This window comes from Clostridium sp. (assembly GCF_016650095.1).
Classification (GTDB): Bacteria; Bacillota; Clostridia; order Clostridiales; family Clostridiaceae; genus Clostridium_AD.
Map to the genome: position 1 here is coordinate 15988 of NZ_JAENWL010000001.1, position 16259 is coordinate 32246.

Here is a 16259-nt window from a genome sequence, read left to right on the forward strand (position 1 = left end):
ACTGCTTATTGTTTAAATGAATGTTGCTCGGTTATTACTTATAGACTTCAAAATGGTGAAAAACCGATTCTGAAACGTAAAGAAAAAGGAGTCCATAAACCTTCTGATCTTTATAAAAAGTATGGCAGTTAGGAGGTACTAAAGCAATGAATAATGTTGGTTCAGCAATGGCCCATCTTGACCTGGATACGACGAGATTTACCGCCGGCCTAGGGAAAGCAGCGGCCGCATTAAAAGTATTTAAAAATAGTTCTGAAACGTCTATGAGCAAAATGGCAGCAGCTTCTGCACTAGCAAAATCTACTGGGACAGCTTTAACTCTTGGTGTTACTGTTCCTTTATTGGGAATGGCAGCAGCAGCTGTAGCAACTGCAACTTCATTTGAAACTTCATTAGCTAAAGTTAGTACTATAGCTGATACAACAGTTATGTCAATGGATGATATATCACAAGGAATTTTAGATATGTCAGCAGATGTTCACGCATCTGGAAATGATTTAAATGAAGGATTATACCAAGTAATTTCAGCGACTGGAGATACAGCTAATGCTCTTGGATATTTAAAGATCTCTGCTAAATTAGCTAAAGGTGGTTTTACAGATGTAACTTCTGCAGTAGACGGAGCAACATCAGTAATGAATGCCTATGGTTTTGAAGGAGAAGATGCTTTCCAAAAAGTAGCTGATATGATGATAATGACTCAGAATTTGGGTAAAACAACAGTTGATGAATTAGCTAGTAGCTTATCAAATGTAATTCCTACAGCTTCGGCTATGGGAGTTGGTTTCGATCAAGTTTCAGCAGCAATGGCAACTATGACAGCACAAGGTACTCCAACTTCAAAAGCAACAACTGGTTTAAATCAGTTATTAGCTGAACTTGGAAAACAAGGAACTCAAGCTGCAGTTTCATTAGAAGCAGCACTTAAGAACACTGAATATGAGGGTAAAGGTTTTCAACAATTAATTGCTGAAGGCATGAACTTAAATGAAGTCTTAATGTTAATGGATGCAAGTACTGAAGGAACAGATAAAACATTATTAGATTTATTTAGTAGTATTGATTCTGGTAAAGCAGCACTGCAATTAACTGGAAATGGAACTGAAAAATTTATTTCAGCTTTAGATGGAATGCAAACAGCATCTGGAGCAACTGAAGAAGCATTCGAAAAAATGTCTGCAACCTCAGGAACTTCATTCACAGATCTTAAAATTTCATTAACAAATTTAGCGATAACATTTGGAGAATTAATTCTTCCATATGTGAAACAGTTTGTAGAGTGGTTAACAGAATTAGCCACCAAAGTTAAAGGAATGGATGAAAAAACTAAGAAAATGATAATTACGATTGGAGCGGTGTTAGCTGTTCTTGGTCCAGTATTATTAATTACTAGTAAGCTCATTTCTGCATTTATGAATGTTAGAAAAGCTATAGCAATCTTTACAAAATTTGGAGGGGTATTAAAAGTTCTTAAGATAGCATTTGCTGCCTTAACTTCTGTTCCCGGGCTTATAATTATTGGGATTATTGCTTTAGTCTTAGCATTCAAATATTTATGGGATAATTGTGAGGCATTTAGAAACTTTTGGATAAATTTAATTGATTCTTTAGTCACAACATTTAGTGCTTTACCTGGACAAATATTAGGAGCTGTTGAAGCTATTAAAAATTTCTTTATGGTTAGCATCCCTGAAGCACTTGACAGTTTTAAAGAAAAATTCTTTGAATTAGTTGCATCAGTAAAAAATAAGTTTATAGAGTTTAAAACTAACTTTATAGATTTAATCGTCTCGTTAATTGATGGAATTAAAAACATAGTTAATAATTTCCCATATTATGTTGGGTTTATTCTTGGCTATATTCTTGAATTAATTTTAGAACTTCCAGGAAAGATATGGACAATTTTGTGTGATGTCTTTAGTAGAATATACGAATTTGGGGTAAGTGCAAAAGATGCAGCAATAGATATTGGAACTTCATTTGTTGATAATATAGTAACCTTTTTTACTGAATTACCAGGTAAAGTCTGGAATTTGCTTTGTAAAGTTGTTTCAGCAGTCTTCGATTTTGGAGCTGATTTAAAAGTTGCAGCAACAAATACAATAACAGCATTTATTGATGAAGTTGTAAGAATTGCCACAGAATTACCTGGCAAATTTGCAAAATTTCTTGATGAGCTACCTAAAAAAGTTGATGACATAAAAAGTGATTTATATGATGCTGGTAAAAATATTATTAATGGATTATGGGATGGATTAAAATCAGCATGGGAAGATGTATCGAATTGGTTTGGAGGAGTCATGTCTTCAGTTGGAGATTTCGTCAGTGGAATAAAAGATGGAATGGACTCAGCTAAGGACAAAACTTCAGGTTTCTCAGACGGATCGCATGCAGATGGACTAAACTATGTTCCATATGATGGATATAGAGCAACATTGCACAAAGGTGAAGCAGTTATAACAGCTAAAGAAAATGAAAGAGGATATTCCTCAAATAGTGGACTAAATGTTACAATTAACTCGCCAAAAGCTCTTGATGAGAGAGTAGCAAACAAAATATTTAAGAAGACATTAATTCAAATTGATAAAGGTCTTCTAGGAGGTTAAAAAATGATCGAAAGTTTAGAGCTAAAAAACTTAACGACAAACGTTTCGTTATTATTTGATCGGGTTGGACGTACAAATTATGTGATTGATGATGATGGCTTATTTATTGAACCAGTATCAGCTTCACATAGTTTGTCTTCTAACATAAATCAAGTTGGTTCTGATATTGTGGTAACAAGACTTGAAGAGAGATCAGTGATTATTACTGGTTATGTATGGGACTATGATTTGAATGGAATTGAAGCAGCAAAGAAAACGTTAAGTAAATTGGTTAATCCAATGAATTATATTGAAGTTATACTCGGTGATTATTATTTGAAGGGTAAACCTGAAGAGAGTGTAAACTTCAGCACAAATTGGAGAGAAAATAATGAAATACTTTGCAAGTTTATGATTAGTTTAAACTGCAATTATCCGATGTTTAAAGCATATAGTCAGCAACAAAAGTTGCTAGCTGAAACTGCACCAAAGTTTAGATTTCCACTTGTTTTTCTACCAACTGTAGGAATAATAATGGGAGTAAATGTTTTTCTTAGATTGTTATTAATTGACAACCCAGGTGATATTGAAACTGGATTGGTTATAACTATTAAGGCAATTGGAGAAGTTATAAACCCAGTAATTTCGAACATAAACGAAAATGAGTCATTGACTATATTAAAAACAATGACTACGGGTGAAACAATTGTAATAAATACTAAAGCTCTTGAAAGAAATGTTGAAGGCGGATTCGGTGATGATTTAGTCAAATATTTTGAATATTGGGACTATAACAATGTATGGCTACAAATGCCTGTTGGACCATCATTAATTGGGTTTAGTGCTGAAGGTGAAAGCTATAAATACCTAAAAGTTACAATCGAATTTGGAGAAGAATTATTCTCTCTAGGAGCGATGTAAAATGGGTAAAATAATTTTAGATGTTTTTGATTCAGACTTCAAAAGAGTTGGTGCAATCAATAAGTACTCATCCCTAATTTATACTGAAAAGTTTAATGGGGTTGGGACTTTCCAACTTCAAGCTTCAAAAGAGAATATGGATGTTATTGAAAATGGAAGATACATTCTTATTGAACAAGAAATATTAGCGGAAATTCTTACTCTAGAAACTGATTCTAGTGTTGGAATTGTTTCATTATCAGGAAAATTTATTGAGCATATTCTTGACTCGAGAGTTATCCTTGAAATGGAATCATTCTCAGATACAAGCACAAATATTTGCAGAAGTCTTGTCAATTCGAATTTTATTAATCCGACGAGTTTAGATCGAACGATTGACAAGATAAAATTAAGTACAAACACTGATTATATTCCAGTGAATAGTGTTATAAGTAAACAAATATCTCAAGGATCTGTTGAAGGTAAAATTCAATCAATTTTAAGTCCAATAAATTGTGGCTATTCTTTAGTTCCAACAATTACTGCTTATGTTGATGGTTCAAACATTAGTGATTTGAATTTTAGGATATTAGAAGGGCTTGACAGAACAATTAACAATATAAGTGGTAATAATCATGTTGAGTTTAGTTTTGAACTCCTGAACATCCTAGAATCACAATACACATTTGATAAAACTGTTTATAAAACAGACTTCATAGTTCTTGGTGAAGGTGAAGGAACAGCAAAAAAGAGATACATTTCAGAATCAGGAGTTTCTGGGTTTGATCGAAAAGAATTATCAGTTGAAGATTCTGGGATTGTTGCAACAGATGCCAATGGAAACCCTATCTCTGATGCAGCATATTTGCAGCTATTAAAAACAGCTGGAGAAGAAAGAATGGAAGACTATAAAATCTTTGAATCATTTGAGGTTACAATTAACCCAGATAGTTCATTATTTACTTATGAAGAAGATTATTCTTTAGGAGATATAGTAACAATTGAAGATATAATAACAGGATTAAAGTATGATGTAGTTGTAAATGAAGTCCAAAAATCTAATGGTAAAAATGGTTTTTACATTGATATTGTATTAGGTTATGAGAGACCATTAACAATTCAAGTACTAAAAAAGGAAGGTGATTTATAATGACAATTAAAAGCGGATTTTTTAACTCAGAAGAAATTGACGATGGCTTAGGAAATATAACATATTCGAAAGAATATTTTGCTGCTGATTATGCAAATTATTTTGGGTTATTTGTTACTGATGGAATATTTATTAATCCGGCTGATCAGTTACGAATTTCAGTTTATTCTGGGCTAACAATTAAAGTTTCAAAAGGATGGGCTTTTATCAAAGGATATTGGTTTCACAATGATAGTGATTATTATTTAACAATAAGTGCAAATATGGGTTCTGTAGTACGAAAAGATTCAATTGTAATTAAATTGGATACTGGTACTGAGGAATTCACTCTTGAAGTTAAAGAAGATAATATATCTTATGACCGAGTTTCTCCAATATATGAGCTACAATTAGGCATAATAAATGTTGGGGTAGCAGCACCAGAAATATTAGGCTCAATGATTATTGATAATCGTGGATTAGCTGCAGAATGTCCATTTATTACGGGACTTATGGAAGTGGCAGATATCGACAATATTTGGACTCAATATCAAGCAAGCTTAGATGAATTTTTAGCTCTTGTAGCAACAGCTGTTGATGAGACTTTAGCTGGTAACTTGCAAACACAAATTGATAATTTATTAAATGGAACAGTATTAGCTGGAGATAGTTCAAGGCTTGGTGGAGTATTACCAAGTGGATATGCAACTGCAGCTCAAGGAACAAAAGCAGATGCAGCTCTTCCAAGTGGTTCAAATGCAGTTTCTGCTACCAAACTAGCAACTGCTAGAACAATTAGTTTAAGTGGAGATGCTGATGGATCTGTTAGTTTTGATGGAACTGCAGATGCAGCTATAAATATAACTGTAGCTAATGATTCTCATACCCATGACACACGATATTATACAGAAACTGAATCAAATGCAAAATATGCTACAGCAGCTCAAGGAACAAAAGCAGATGGAGCTCTTCCAAGTGGTTCAAATGCAGTTTCTGCTACAAAATTAGCAACTGCTCGAACTATAGATATTACAGGAGATATTACAGCAGCTGCAGTTAGTTTTAATGGTACTGCAAATGTATCAATTTCAGCTACAGTAAACAATGATTCTCATACTCATGATACACAATATTCAAAACTATCACATTCTTATAACCTAACATTATCATCAGGTAGTTGGAGCTCAGGAGTTTACTCGTTGGCAGTAACAGGAGTTACAACAACTTCAAATCAAGAGGTAATACTTAGAACGACAGTTACGGATGCAGAAAGGATTGCATTTAAAAACGCAGGGATTGTTGGAACAGGTCAATCTGCAGGGCATATAACTTTAAAAGCCTTCGAGGATGTGCCTACAATTTCGATACCAATCACAGTAATAGTAAGAGGTGATGCATAATGTCAACTGTAGTATTAGCAAGTACTGGTAAAGGCAGTGAAGGTATTACTGGAAAAATGGCAGTTTGTTCTTCCAGAATCTATCCTGCAAATATAAAAAAGGCTGACGGAAGTATTGTATATATGCATGCTGAAGTTATGGGTTATGGGTTAAATGCTGCTGGTATTTGTAGATTATATTTTTATTGTGATGGAGTCTTAAAGTCTGAACAAGAGGTACTTTTAAACTATAACAATGGTATTCAGAAGAAATCACGTTCTTATATGTTTACAAACAATAATTATAGTAGTTTTCAAATAACTGCTTCATTTGATAATGAACGTCCTGGATATTCGCATTTTGTACCATTCTTTGTTTATACGGAGGTGATAGGATAATGGCAACATTAATAAAAGCAAGTGACGGAAAAGGTGGAGAAGGAGTATCTGGAAAATATGCAATGTGCTCGTCTAGAGTTTATCCCGCAAACGTAAAAACAGGGCCAGGAGCCAATATATATATGTACTGTGGTTGGCAAGGATATGGGCTAAATATGGCAGGAACTGCTACAGTAAAATTCTATGGTGGTGGTGTTTTATTAAAAACAGAATCAATAGCTATGGGTTACGATTATGGGGTATTGCACAAATCTTTTTATCATACAATTACAGATAATCCATACACAGATTTTCAAATAGTTTGTGCATATAGTAGTTCAAGAGTCGAATATCAACATGATGTTTCGATGGTTGCTTACACAGAAGATGCTTAAAAAATAAAGGAGGATAAAATATGAGAAGAGGAGAAACTTCAACAGTTACAATTAACACTGGCTTAATTTTAGATGGAGCTGAGCTTATTGTTACAACATTTAAGCAAGGTGACACAATTATAAATTTTACTGGTGAACAATTAACTATTGATGGTAGTTATATCCAGCTTGATTTAGCTCAAGCTGACACACTTCAATTTGATAGTAAAAATACAGTTGAAGTTCAAGTTAAAATTAAAGCCTTTGGAAAAGTAACTTTAAGTAAAATAACAAGATTTAGGGTTGAAGAAGCTTTGAATGAGGAGGTGATTTAGGTGGCTGATGAAATTGATGTTGTATTTGGAACTTCTGCCTTTTCATTAGATACCACTTTTGAAAATACTGGACTTGATGTTGCAACTGAGATTAAGCCTTTAATTGTCACTCAAGATTATATGGCATTAACTAGCAAGCCTAAATTAAATGGGGTAGAATTAATTGGAAATTTAAGCAATGATGATATTGGAATTCTTCAATCAGATTTTGAAGAAATTGATAGTTCAAAAAGTAGTTTTATAAAAAATAAACTAGAGTCAATAACAAATATTGATATTCTAAGTTTATTTTAAGAGGAGGATAAAATATGGCAAAGTTTTTAGATTTAGATCAGCTAGCTTTATTTGCGGATAAAATTAAAGTTTTAATAGGAAATAAAGTTGATAAAGATGGAACTAAAGTTTTATCAGATAAGAATTTTAGTTTAGCTCAGGAAACAAAATTAACGAATATTGAAGCTGAAGCAAATAAGTTTGCTGAAGCTGTTGATGTAGTTCATGATATTAATTATGTTGCTACTCAAGAAAATTATACAACTGTTGAAAAAACTAAATTAGGTAATTTAGATAGTAGTTTGGTTGGAATTACTGCTGGTGATTTAGGACAAGTAATGGATGTTACTGTTGGTGGAATTTCAGTTATTAATGCAAGTAAAATTGCAGTAGTTCCTGCTATCCCAACTAAAACAAGTGATATCTCAAATGATTCAACTTTTCAAACAAAAGTATATATTGATGGTGCTGATGATATTATTGATGGTAAAATCACAGATTTAACAACACAGGTAAATAATACAAACTCTGAGAAGATTATGAATCTTGGAATTATTAACATATTATCTTCAACAGATATTCAAATAGCTTTAAATGATTATATGATGACAAATTATACTAGAGCACCATTGTCATATGAGGCGTTAATTGTTACAATTACAGACAATGCAAATGACAAGATAAAGTATCTATACAGTCCTAATTCTAGTACTTGGATAGATGTAGGTAAAGCTGCTGCAGAAATTGCAACTGCAACTTCAACTGTTAAAGGTATTGCCAAATTATATACAATCTCAGGAGCAAATACAGATGGAGCAATGAGTCAAGCAATAGTTACTTCGTTGTTAGGCGGAAAGCAGCCAACAATGGCAGCAATAACAAATGCAGAAATAGATGCATTATTTGTATAAGAATTAAGGAGGTAATACAATGGCATATTTAGATAGCACTGGATTGACAAGAATTTATGATAAAATGAAGACCTTGTTTGCGGCAACAGTTCATACTCACGTAATAGAAAACGTGACTGATTTAACAGATGTCTTAGCTAATCATTGGACTGCTATTAGTGGCAAAGCACCAACAGTTCATACTCACGACGATAGATATTATACAGAAACTGAAATAAATACATCATTATCTGGTAAATTAGGTTCGACCGCTACTGCTGCAGATAGTGATAAATTAGACGGAAAACATGCAAGTGAGTTTGCAACTTCTGCTCAAGGAACTCTAGCAACAAATGCTTTACCAAAAACTTCGAATGCAGTAAGTGCTACGAAATTAAATAGTATTCAAACTACTTTTAATGGAGTTTATCCAATGACTGTTAATGTTGGTGGTGTTATTTATAGTCATACAGGTATAAATTATACAGGTTCAACTAGTTCTTTAGTTGTAAATGGTAATGTTACTGCATATTCAGATATAAGGGTAAAAGAGAATTTAGAAATAATACCGAACGCATTAGATAAAGTGAAAGCTATTAATGGATATACGTTTGACAGAACGGATATGAAAGTACCAAGACAAACGGGAGTAATAGCACAAGAATTATTAGAAGTATTACCAGAAGCGGTTGTAACAGATGAAAAAGGTATGTATTCAGTTGCTTATGGTAATGTTGTGGGGCTATTAATCGAAGCAATAAAAGAGCAACAAATACAAATAGATAATCAACAGAAACAAATAGATTATATTCTTGCTCAATTAGGTAATAGATAATGGCTTTACAAGCAAGCGGAGCAATTAGCATGGCTAATATAAATACAGAATTAGATAAAACTCTTACAGGTACTATTAGCTTAAATGATGCAGATGCTAGAGGTTTAGCAGAAGTATTATCTGGGTCTATATCTCTTATTGATTTTTATGGAAAAGCTAAATGGGAAGCTATGGTCGCAACTGGTGGTGTAATTACTTATAGTGGTGATTATAAAATACATACATTTAACTCTTCGGGTTCATTTGCAATATCTTCTTTAGGTGTTGGAGCTGGTGCTAATTATATGGAATATCTGATTGTTGCTGGAGGCGGTGGCGGAGGTACTTCCAATACTGAAGGAAGAGCTGGCGGTGGTGGAGCAGGCGGATTAATACCTGGAACTAAACCTATCACTGCAACAGGGAGTAATCTTGTTATCGTTGGACGCGGAGGTGCAGGCGGTTCTACAGGAGGAACTAGGAGAGGCTCTAATGGAACTTCTTCTAGTGTATTTGGTGTTTCTACAGTTGGTGGAGGTGGTGGAGGTGCAGCTGGTTCTCTAAACGGTGCTTCAGGTGGTTCTGGAGGTGGTGGTGGAGAGTACTATGGTGTTGGTTCTGGTGGTGCCGGAACTCCAGGGCAAGGATATGCTGGAGGTGCAGGCAGCTCTTACGGAGGTGGCGGAGGTGGCCATAATGGTCCTGGGTCCAATCTTTATTGTGGCTCATATTATCCCTCATATATTACCGGAGCTGGTGTAGCTTATGCAAGAGGAGGTTATGGCTCTCTTGTGGATGTTAATCAAAGCAATGCTTACTATTCAGCTAATTGTGGCTACGGCGGTAGTGCACAAGACTCAGTAAATGGAGGTGCAGGTAGCCCCGGAGTTGTAATAATTAGATATAAAGTAGTTCAATAAAAGGAGGTAAAGAAATATGATTAAAATAGCAATCTCTGCAGGACATGGATTAACTACTGCAGGCAAAAGAACAATTCAAACTCCAACTACTCATGAGTGGGAAATGAATAGCAAAATAGCTACAAATTTAGAGAATTTATTAGCCCAATTTAGTGAGGTAAAAGCACTAAGATTTGATGACCCAACTGGAGCAATTGATATCCCATATCAAGATAGAATTGAAGCTGCAGTAATTTGGGAAGCTGACTTATTCATTGATATTCATAATAATGCTGGAGGTGGTTCAGGATCAGAAGTTTATACACCAGTAAATGGGACAATGGACACATGGGGAACTGAACTAGTTCGGAAGATGTCAGAATATAGTGGACTACCAAATAGAGGGTTAAAGCATAAAACTTTAGATAGTGGAAAAGACCATTATTATACAATCAGATTTGCTGTAGCTCATAATATAGAATCAGTATTATGTGAATGTGGTTTTATGGACACATGGTCAGATTTAGAGGTTATTACAACTCCAAAAGGCCAAGCTGCATTTGCATTAGCTATCTTTGATTCTTTGGTAGAAAAATTTAATTTAAAAGGTGGAGTTGAACAAAACTTAAAAGAAGGATTAAATACTATTAAAGCAAGTGGAACTGATTTAAAACTTGTCATTAATAAAGAAGATGAAGTTATTGATACAATGCCATTAAGTTGGAAAGAAGTTGCAACAATTGACACTTTCTTAGGAGATGGAGTTGTAGCTGCAATTAATGCAAATAATTTTGTTAACAAACCACTTCTTAATGCATATGGCCAAATACTTGGAAGATATCAATCGCAAATAAAACAAGTCGATCAGAAAAATGATGCAGATGGATTAATTGATGTTGTAGTTGATAAAACAGATCAAGTTTTAACAAAAGATTATATGTCATGGGACTTATATTTAGCTAACATTAAATGCGGAATGAGTTGTACTTATTGTATTGTTGATAAAGGTGAAAATGTTCACTATGAGTCAACTAGCAATCCTAATGGAATTGATGTAAAGAACAACCAAACGTTTATGGTAAAATTTAAAGATGGAAAATTTGGAATAGGAGTCTCAACTGGAGATCTTTACTCTATTGAAGTCAAAAATGCTTTAAATATCTATAACGGAGGAATTGAACATTTATCATTCTACGATCGTGGAGATTCGACTCAGTTAGTTATGCTAGATAATGATGGAAATATCATTAAAGTTGTGTACACTGGCCGAAAACTTCCAATGACTATAATTTTAAGAAAAATGACTGAACTTGAATTAGCCGCTAAAACGGACAAAGAGCCAGAATCTCCTATAGTGGGCAATGGCGAAAGTAATGACCAGGACTGCACTTCATCCGCCTCACAAGATGAAGAAAATGAAGGTGAGCTGCAGGCGGATGAATATCCATATAAAGTTAAATTTAAAGTGAATTTAGGTTCATTTAGATTTGAGAAAAATGCTATAGATTATGCAGATTTAATGAAGAGAAAAGGAATTGCTGCATATGTACATTTTGAAGGCAAGAAACTGTAGTAAAAGGTCCAGCCATCACTGGGAGCTGGTCCATTAAAAAGGTCCAGCCATCGCTGGGAGCTGGTCCATTAAAAAGGTCCAGCCATCACTGGGAGCTGGTCCATTAAAAAGGTCCAGCCAAAGCTGGGAGCTGGTCCATTAAAAAGGTCCAGCCATCACTGGGAGCTGGTCCATTAAAAAGGTCCAGCCATCGTTGGGAGCTGGTCCATTAAAAAGGTCCAGCCAAAGCTGGGAGCTGGTCCATTAAAAAGGTCCAGCCATCACTGGGAGCTGGTCCATTAAAAAGGTCCAGCCATCACTGGGAGCTGGTCAAATAAAAAAAAGGAGGAACAAAGTTATGAATGAGATCCTACAACAAGTTTTACCGGTAATATTTTTTGCAATCATTGTCTACATGCTAATGCCATTAATCAAATTAGCATTTAAAAAAATTGATGATTTCCAAGAACAAAAAGTAAAAAATAGGTTAGTAAATAAAGCAATTGATACAATACAAGATGTTGTGCTAACTGTTACACAAACCTATGTAGATGCAGTTAAAAAAAATGAAAACTGGAATGACGAAACTCAAAAAGAAGCTTTTGAGCTAGCTAAAGGAACTGCAAATAGAGTAATTCCTGAGAAAACTAAATTAATTATCACAGAAGAATATAATAATTTAGATGCATGGCTAGCTATCCAAATACAATTAGCTGTAAAAGAAAGCAAAAAAGAGGTTAGTTAAAAATGCTATATAGTTATATACAACCTATTCTTTTATTTCTAATTACTACACTTTTAGCTCTAGCAATTAATGGAATCTTAGGGTTTAGAAAAGAGCAAGAGAAAGTTGTAGAAGATAGAATTCAAAAAGAAGTAGAAAAAGATAAAAAAGTAGCCAAAACAAATGATTTGATTATAGAAGGTTTAAAAGCTTTGCTTCATGCTCAAATTATTAAAGATGGTGAACAAATATTAGCGAAGGATATAATCACAGAAAATGATATACATGAATTAAAATTATTATTTAAACCGTACAGTTCTTTTAATGGAAATGGGACTGCTAAAGCAATTGTAGCTCGAGCAGAACAAAGATATATTGAACGTTGTGCTGCTAACTAAATGAATATTTTAAGAAGATAGTCTAATCACTATCTTTTTATTATGTTAATTCTTGGACAGCTCTAAGAACTTTTATATATACTGCTAATAAAATATACATAGTATTTGCTAATGTTTCCTAGAGTGACTTATTTTAAACAATAAACTTTTAAAAACAACTGTTTACAATTTAACCTCTTTATGATATTATAATCTTATAAAATTAATATATTGGTAAAAAAAAAAGAATTAAAAAGAATTTACATTTACTGTTTACATCTACTAAATACTAGTATATAATATAATTATACTTAAACAAGAAACAAAACAAACGTCTAGGAGGACAAACATATGAAAACAAAATTCTATTTAAACTACAACAAAACAACTAAAGCAAATGTAATCGAAATCGTTGGAACTAAAAGATTTAACCAAATGATTAAAGAAGCCAAAGAAGATTATTCAAATGATTCTAATATTCAAATAGAATATTCAACTTCAAAAGGACAATTAGTTATAGAATTTAATTAAGATTTTAAAAACAGAGGGAATGAAAGTTCCCTTTCTATATATACTTAAATAATCTAGGAGGATTAAAAAAAATGATATTTATAAGATAAGCATCAAGCCAGATAAAAATGATGTTTTCTTATTGATATAAATGTACAGGAGGAATAAAAATGGACAAAGTAAAAGAAAAGTACATTGAGAATATGACAGCTGGAATGCTGGTCTGTTTTCGAGAAGACTCAGGAAAAATGCAAACAGCAGCATTCTCATCAAGAAATTTGATCGATCGGATGCTAACAGTCGAAACACAATATGGAAGAGTTTATATTGTAAGTTATGACAAAGTTATTTGGGTAAAAGCTCCAAATAAGCAATGGCCATCATTTGTTTACAAAGAATTAAAAGGTGAAAAGGTGGATGATGAAAATGTTGGATAAAGATACAATGGTCAAACAATTAAATCGAAATTCATTTAAACTTTATGAATTAAATTTAGCTCATAAAATGTATGAAGACAATTACAAAGCTGAAAAAGATGATTTGACCAAAAAGATTTTAAAAAGTTTAGGAAAAAAGACAGAAGTCAAGTGCTTAGATGTAGCAGAAGATGGGGAAGAAACGAGGCTAAAAGTTTTAAGAATTGAGCCAGAAAGAATTACATTTAATGCTAAGGAATTTGCAAAGTATTTTGAGAAAGAATTATGTAACGAGATTATAGAAAAAGAATATGAAATAGGGGATATGAAAGATTTAGTGAAATATTTAAAATCATGTCATGTCAATCCTAAAAAGTTCAAAAAGTATTTAAATGTCAAAGAAAGTGTCAATGTTAAAAAAATAGACCAGATGATCGAATTAGGAGATTTAGATGAAGCACAGATCAACAATTTAAAATATTGTTATACGTCAGTAAAATCTAAGCCTTATCTAAAACTAAGTTTAACTGAAGATGACGAATAGTGGCAGTGTATTATTAAAAGTATTATGGTATTATAATTTAATTCCAAACAATAATCAAGCTGAATATAAAATTGTTTGCCCATTCCATGATGATGTTAATCCGTCAATGGCGTGTGACATTTTAAATAATTTTTATTTATGCTTTGGGTGTAATGCATCTGGAAATGCACAAAAGTTTGTGATTGATTTTGAGAAAAAATATAATGGCTTAAGTGATTTAAAAGCTCTGGTAAAATATCATGAGATCCTAAAATCAGATAAGTGCTCGGATATAAAATTATCAAAGAATTATAAAACCAAAGTTAAAGACACACAATTGTATGCAGAGGCATATGATTATTACCACGGGTTAAAGAATATTGATTGGATGATAGATTATACATTCGATGAAGTTCAACACTCTCGTGGGTATATGGAAGCACGAGGCTTTAGCAAAAAGACATTGAACAGATGTAAAGCTAAGGTAACATTTAACAAAAAATATCCAATAATATTTCCAATGATGGATAACGGTAAATTTAAAGGATGGGTTTGCAGAACTGATAGCCCTACAATTGAAAAGAAACGAAAATATTTATATAATACGGGTTTCTCAAGAGCCACAACTTTAGTTGGCAATTATAAAAATGCTAAGATTCTTTATATAGTTGAAGGTTATATGGACAGATTAAAGTTAAAACAGTTTGGATGTAAAAATGTCGTAGCAATTCTTGGTTGGAAAGTTTCACAACAGCAAATTAACAAGATTAATGAGGCAAATGTTGAGATTATTATTTCAGCTTTAGACAACGATATTTCTGGTAAAAAAGGTAATAAATATTTAAAAGAAATGTTCGGAGATAAAGTGATCAGATTTAGTTTTTTATCGGGAATAAAAGACCCAGGAGATATGACTAAAATTAACTTTAAAAAGATGAACGAAAAGACACTAAAAAAAATAGAGGAGAAAAAATAAAATGAGCTTATTAGACCAAATTAAAAAGGAATCACAGAAATCTGGAGCAAGTAAAGGTAAATTTATTTATTTTAGAGCAGATGAGAAAAAAAGAGTAAGATTTTTGACAGATGTAGAAGATGGAATGGAAATAGTTTTTCATGATTCATTTGATAGAGGAATTAATGTTCCATGTCAGGAAATATTTGGAAAAAGCTGCCCACTTTGTGGAGATGATACACTAAGAACGAGATCCTTATATGCTTGGACTGTTTATGATTATGAAGCAAATGAAGTTAAAATTTTGATGCAAGCTGTTAACAATTGTACTGCAGTTCCTAACTTGATTGCAATGTATGACACATATGGTACATTAAAAGATCGTGATTATGTTATTCAAAAAACTGGAAAGCAACAAAGTACTAATTATACAGTTATTCCAATGGATAAAGAGAAATTTAGAAATTCGAAAGTAAAACCATTAAGCAGCAAATCAATTTTAAAATATTTAGAAAAAGCATGGCCAGCAGATGACACTGATGAAAATGATGAAGATGGTTTTGAAGCTGAAGAATCAAAATATGAAGAAATGTCAGCAAAAGAATTATATAAATTATGTAAAGAAAGAGAACTTGAAGCAGAACCTAGAAAAACAAAACCATTTTATATTGGAATTTTAGAAGAAGATGACAAAGCTCATGATGACTGGGATGAAGAAGATGATGCTCCAGCAGATGAAGAAGAAGATGATTGGGATGATGAGGAAGATGATGAATAATTTTAATAAACTTTATAAAACTCAAGTTGACTTCCAGCAGTTAATTGTATATAAAGGAAGTTATAAATTTGAGGTAGAAGCTATTTTGCCAGCAGATAATATTGATGGGTTTAGTTATCATATTCAGCAGCTTATTTCGGAGATTGGTGAGGTATTAAGTTCTGATAAAAGATGGAAAAGCCATAGAAATAAAAAGTTAGATGTTGAGAATAAAAAAGAAGAGATCGCAGATTGCTTTATTGTATTAATGAATGTAGCTATCTTCTCAGGTTTTGAAGCAGAAGAAATATATAATATGATTGAAACAAAGCAAAAAGAGAATGTTAATAGATTGAATAAGTAATGTCTTATTAACTTAATTGGATAGCTGAAAATGCTATCCTTTTCTTGCAATTAAAAAGGTCCAGCCCCAGGTGAGGCTGGTTCACAGCCAATCAATAAAAAGGTCCAGCTCCCAGAGTGAGCTGGC

The 16259-nt window shown here is 32.9% G+C and carries 20 protein-coding genes; all 20 read left to right on the plus strand.

From position 1 onward, the window contains the following. The first annotated feature begins 146 nt into the window (after positions 1–146). The 20 genes from JJE11_RS00120 to JJE11_RS00215 all read left to right on the plus strand — a co-directional run bounded on the left by JJE11_RS00120 (position 147) and on the right by JJE11_RS00215 (position 16133). On the plus strand, positions 147–2606 hold the full coding sequence (locus tag JJE11_RS00120; protein ID WP_291632210.1) for a phage tail tape measure protein: 2460 nt from the start codon (positions 147–149) through the stop codon (positions 2604–2606). A gap of 3 nt (positions 2607–2609) precedes the next feature. Further along, complete coding sequence (locus JJE11_RS00125; protein ID WP_291632211.1) at positions 2610–3506, plus strand: phage tail domain-containing protein; 897 nt, start codon at positions 2610–2612, stop codon at positions 3504–3506. A gap of 1 nt (position 3507) precedes the next feature. Then, positions 3508–4635, plus strand: coding sequence for a siphovirus ReqiPepy6 Gp37-like family protein (locus JJE11_RS00130; RefSeq protein WP_291632212.1), 1128 nt, complete (start codon positions 3508–3510; stop codon positions 4633–4635). Continuing rightward, the gene (locus tag JJE11_RS00135; RefSeq protein ID WP_291632213.1) at positions 4635–6014 is read left to right on the plus strand and encodes a hypothetical protein; all 1380 of its coding nucleotides are present in this window, start codon (positions 4635–4637) and stop codon (positions 6012–6014) included. The genes JJE11_RS00130 and JJE11_RS00135 overlap by 1 nt, the downstream gene beginning before the upstream one ends. Continuing rightward, positions 6014–6391, plus strand: coding sequence for a hypothetical protein (locus JJE11_RS00140; protein ID WP_291632214.1), 378 nt, complete (start codon positions 6014–6016; stop codon positions 6389–6391). Before JJE11_RS00135 ends, JJE11_RS00140 begins: the two co-directional genes overlap by 1 nt. Further along, positions 6391–6765, plus strand: coding sequence for a hypothetical protein (locus tag JJE11_RS00145; protein WP_291632215.1), 375 nt, complete (start codon positions 6391–6393; stop codon positions 6763–6765). The genes JJE11_RS00140 and JJE11_RS00145 overlap by 1 nt, the downstream gene beginning before the upstream one ends. Positions 6766–6785: 20 nt before the next feature. Further along, a complete protein-coding gene (locus JJE11_RS00150) occupies positions 6786–7079 on the plus strand; it encodes a hypothetical protein (protein WP_291632216.1) in 294 nt (97 codons plus the stop codon). Continuing rightward, positions 7080–7373, plus strand: a complete 294-nt coding sequence (locus JJE11_RS00155) for a hypothetical protein (RefSeq protein ID WP_291632217.1) — start codon at positions 7080–7082, stop codon at positions 7371–7373. It begins immediately after the preceding gene. A gap of 14 nt (positions 7374–7387) precedes the next feature. After that, entirely contained in the window at positions 7388–8263 is an 876-nt protein-coding gene (locus tag JJE11_RS00160) for a hypothetical protein (protein WP_291632218.1), read from the plus strand. A gap of 19 nt (positions 8264–8282) precedes the next feature. Then, positions 8283–9077 carry a tail fiber domain-containing protein gene (locus JJE11_RS00165; protein WP_291632219.1) on the plus strand — a complete coding sequence of 265 codons (795 nt, stop codon included), beginning with the start codon at positions 8283–8285 and terminating at the stop codon, positions 9075–9077. A 29-nt stretch (positions 9078–9106) separates the two neighbouring features. Beyond that, the gene (locus JJE11_RS00170) at positions 9107–9976 is read left to right on the plus strand and encodes a glycine-rich domain-containing protein (RefSeq protein WP_291632220.1); all 870 of its coding nucleotides are present in this window, start codon (positions 9107–9109) and stop codon (positions 9974–9976) included. Positions 9977–9992: 16 nt separating this feature from the next. Further along, positions 9993–11528: an N-acetylmuramoyl-L-alanine amidase gene (locus JJE11_RS00175; RefSeq protein ID WP_291632221.1), complete on the plus strand. Its 1536-nt coding sequence runs from the start codon at positions 9993–9995 to the stop codon at positions 11526–11528. Positions 11529–11865: 337 nt separating this feature from the next. After that, positions 11866–12252, plus strand: a complete 387-nt coding sequence (locus JJE11_RS00180; RefSeq protein ID WP_291632222.1) for a hypothetical protein — start codon at positions 11866–11868, stop codon at positions 12250–12252. A gap of 2 nt (positions 12253–12254) precedes the next feature. Further along, the gene (locus JJE11_RS00185) at positions 12255–12629 is read left to right on the plus strand and encodes a hypothetical protein (RefSeq protein ID WP_291632223.1); all 375 of its coding nucleotides are present in this window, start codon (positions 12255–12257) and stop codon (positions 12627–12629) included. 330 nt (positions 12630–12959) lie between these two features. Then, positions 12960–13139 carry a hypothetical protein gene (locus JJE11_RS00190; protein WP_291632224.1) on the plus strand — a complete coding sequence of 60 codons (180 nt, stop codon included), beginning with the start codon at positions 12960–12962 and terminating at the stop codon, positions 13137–13139. A 149-nt stretch (positions 13140–13288) separates the two neighbouring features. Next, positions 13289–13555 carry a hypothetical protein gene (locus tag JJE11_RS00195; protein ID WP_291632225.1) on the plus strand — a complete coding sequence of 89 codons (267 nt, stop codon included), beginning with the start codon at positions 13289–13291 and terminating at the stop codon, positions 13553–13555. Beyond that, positions 13536–14078, plus strand: coding sequence for a hypothetical protein (locus JJE11_RS00200; protein WP_291632226.1), 543 nt, complete (start codon positions 13536–13538; stop codon positions 14076–14078). Before JJE11_RS00195 ends, JJE11_RS00200 begins: the two co-directional genes overlap by 20 nt. Then, a complete protein-coding gene (locus JJE11_RS00205) occupies positions 14068–15033 on the plus strand; it encodes a CHC2 zinc finger domain-containing protein (protein ID WP_291632227.1) in 966 nt (321 codons plus the stop codon). The genes JJE11_RS00200 and JJE11_RS00205 overlap by 11 nt, the downstream gene beginning before the upstream one ends. 1 nt (position 15034) lies before the next feature. Further along, positions 15035–15790 carry a hypothetical protein gene (locus JJE11_RS00210; protein ID WP_291632228.1) on the plus strand — a complete coding sequence of 252 codons (756 nt, stop codon included), beginning with the start codon at positions 15035–15037 and terminating at the stop codon, positions 15788–15790. Continuing rightward, on the plus strand, positions 15783–16133 hold the full coding sequence (locus tag JJE11_RS00215; RefSeq protein WP_291632229.1) for a hypothetical protein: 351 nt from the start codon (positions 15783–15785) through the stop codon (positions 16131–16133). The genes JJE11_RS00210 and JJE11_RS00215 overlap by 8 nt, the downstream gene beginning before the upstream one ends. Positions 16134–16259: the final 126 nt, after the last annotated feature.

What these genes read in the sequence shown, in the direction of transcription:
- JJE11_RS00120 (WP_291632210.1), top strand. Translation starts at nt 147, where the DNA reads ATGAATAATGTTGGTTCAGCAATGGCCCATCTTGACCTGGATACGACG.
- JJE11_RS00125 (WP_291632211.1), top strand. Translation starts at nt 2,610, where the DNA reads ATGATCGAAAGTTTAGAGCTAAAAAACTTAACGACAAACGTTTCGTTA.
- JJE11_RS00130 (WP_291632212.1), top strand. Translation starts at nt 3,508, where the DNA reads ATGGGTAAAATAATTTTAGATGTTTTTGATTCAGACTTCAAAAGAGTT.
- JJE11_RS00135 (WP_291632213.1), top strand. Translation starts at nt 4,635, where the DNA reads ATGACAATTAAAAGCGGATTTTTTAACTCAGAAGAAATTGACGATGGC.
- JJE11_RS00140 (WP_291632214.1), top strand. Translation starts at nt 6,014, where the DNA reads ATGTCAACTGTAGTATTAGCAAGTACTGGTAAAGGCAGTGAAGGTATT.
- JJE11_RS00145 (WP_291632215.1), top strand. Translation starts at nt 6,391, where the DNA reads ATGGCAACATTAATAAAAGCAAGTGACGGAAAAGGTGGAGAAGGAGTA.
- JJE11_RS00150 (WP_291632216.1), top strand. Translation starts at nt 6,786, where the DNA reads ATGAGAAGAGGAGAAACTTCAACAGTTACAATTAACACTGGCTTAATT.
- JJE11_RS00160 (WP_291632218.1), top strand. Translation starts at nt 7,388, where the DNA reads ATGGCAAAGTTTTTAGATTTAGATCAGCTAGCTTTATTTGCGGATAAA.
- JJE11_RS00165 (WP_291632219.1), top strand. Translation starts at nt 8,283, where the DNA reads ATGGCATATTTAGATAGCACTGGATTGACAAGAATTTATGATAAAATG.
- JJE11_RS00170 (WP_291632220.1), top strand. Translation starts at nt 9,107, where the DNA reads ATGGCTAATATAAATACAGAATTAGATAAAACTCTTACAGGTACTATT.
- JJE11_RS00175 (WP_291632221.1), top strand. Translation starts at nt 9,993, where the DNA reads ATGATTAAAATAGCAATCTCTGCAGGACATGGATTAACTACTGCAGGC.
- JJE11_RS00180 (WP_291632222.1), top strand. Translation starts at nt 11,866, where the DNA reads ATGAATGAGATCCTACAACAAGTTTTACCGGTAATATTTTTTGCAATC.
- JJE11_RS00185 (WP_291632223.1), top strand. Translation starts at nt 12,255, where the DNA reads ATGCTATATAGTTATATACAACCTATTCTTTTATTTCTAATTACTACA.
- JJE11_RS00190 (WP_291632224.1), top strand. Translation starts at nt 12,960, where the DNA reads ATGAAAACAAAATTCTATTTAAACTACAACAAAACAACTAAAGCAAAT.
- JJE11_RS00195 (WP_291632225.1), top strand. Translation starts at nt 13,289, where the DNA reads ATGGACAAAGTAAAAGAAAAGTACATTGAGAATATGACAGCTGGAATG.
- JJE11_RS00200 (WP_291632226.1), top strand. Translation starts at nt 13,536, where the DNA reads ATGATGAAAATGTTGGATAAAGATACAATGGTCAAACAATTAAATCGA.
- JJE11_RS00205 (WP_291632227.1), top strand. Translation starts at nt 14,068, where the DNA reads ATGACGAATAGTGGCAGTGTATTATTAAAAGTATTATGGTATTATAAT.
- JJE11_RS00210 (WP_291632228.1), top strand. Translation starts at nt 15,035, where the DNA reads ATGAGCTTATTAGACCAAATTAAAAAGGAATCACAGAAATCTGGAGCA.
- JJE11_RS00215 (WP_291632229.1), top strand. Translation starts at nt 15,783, where the DNA reads ATGAATAATTTTAATAAACTTTATAAAACTCAAGTTGACTTCCAGCAG.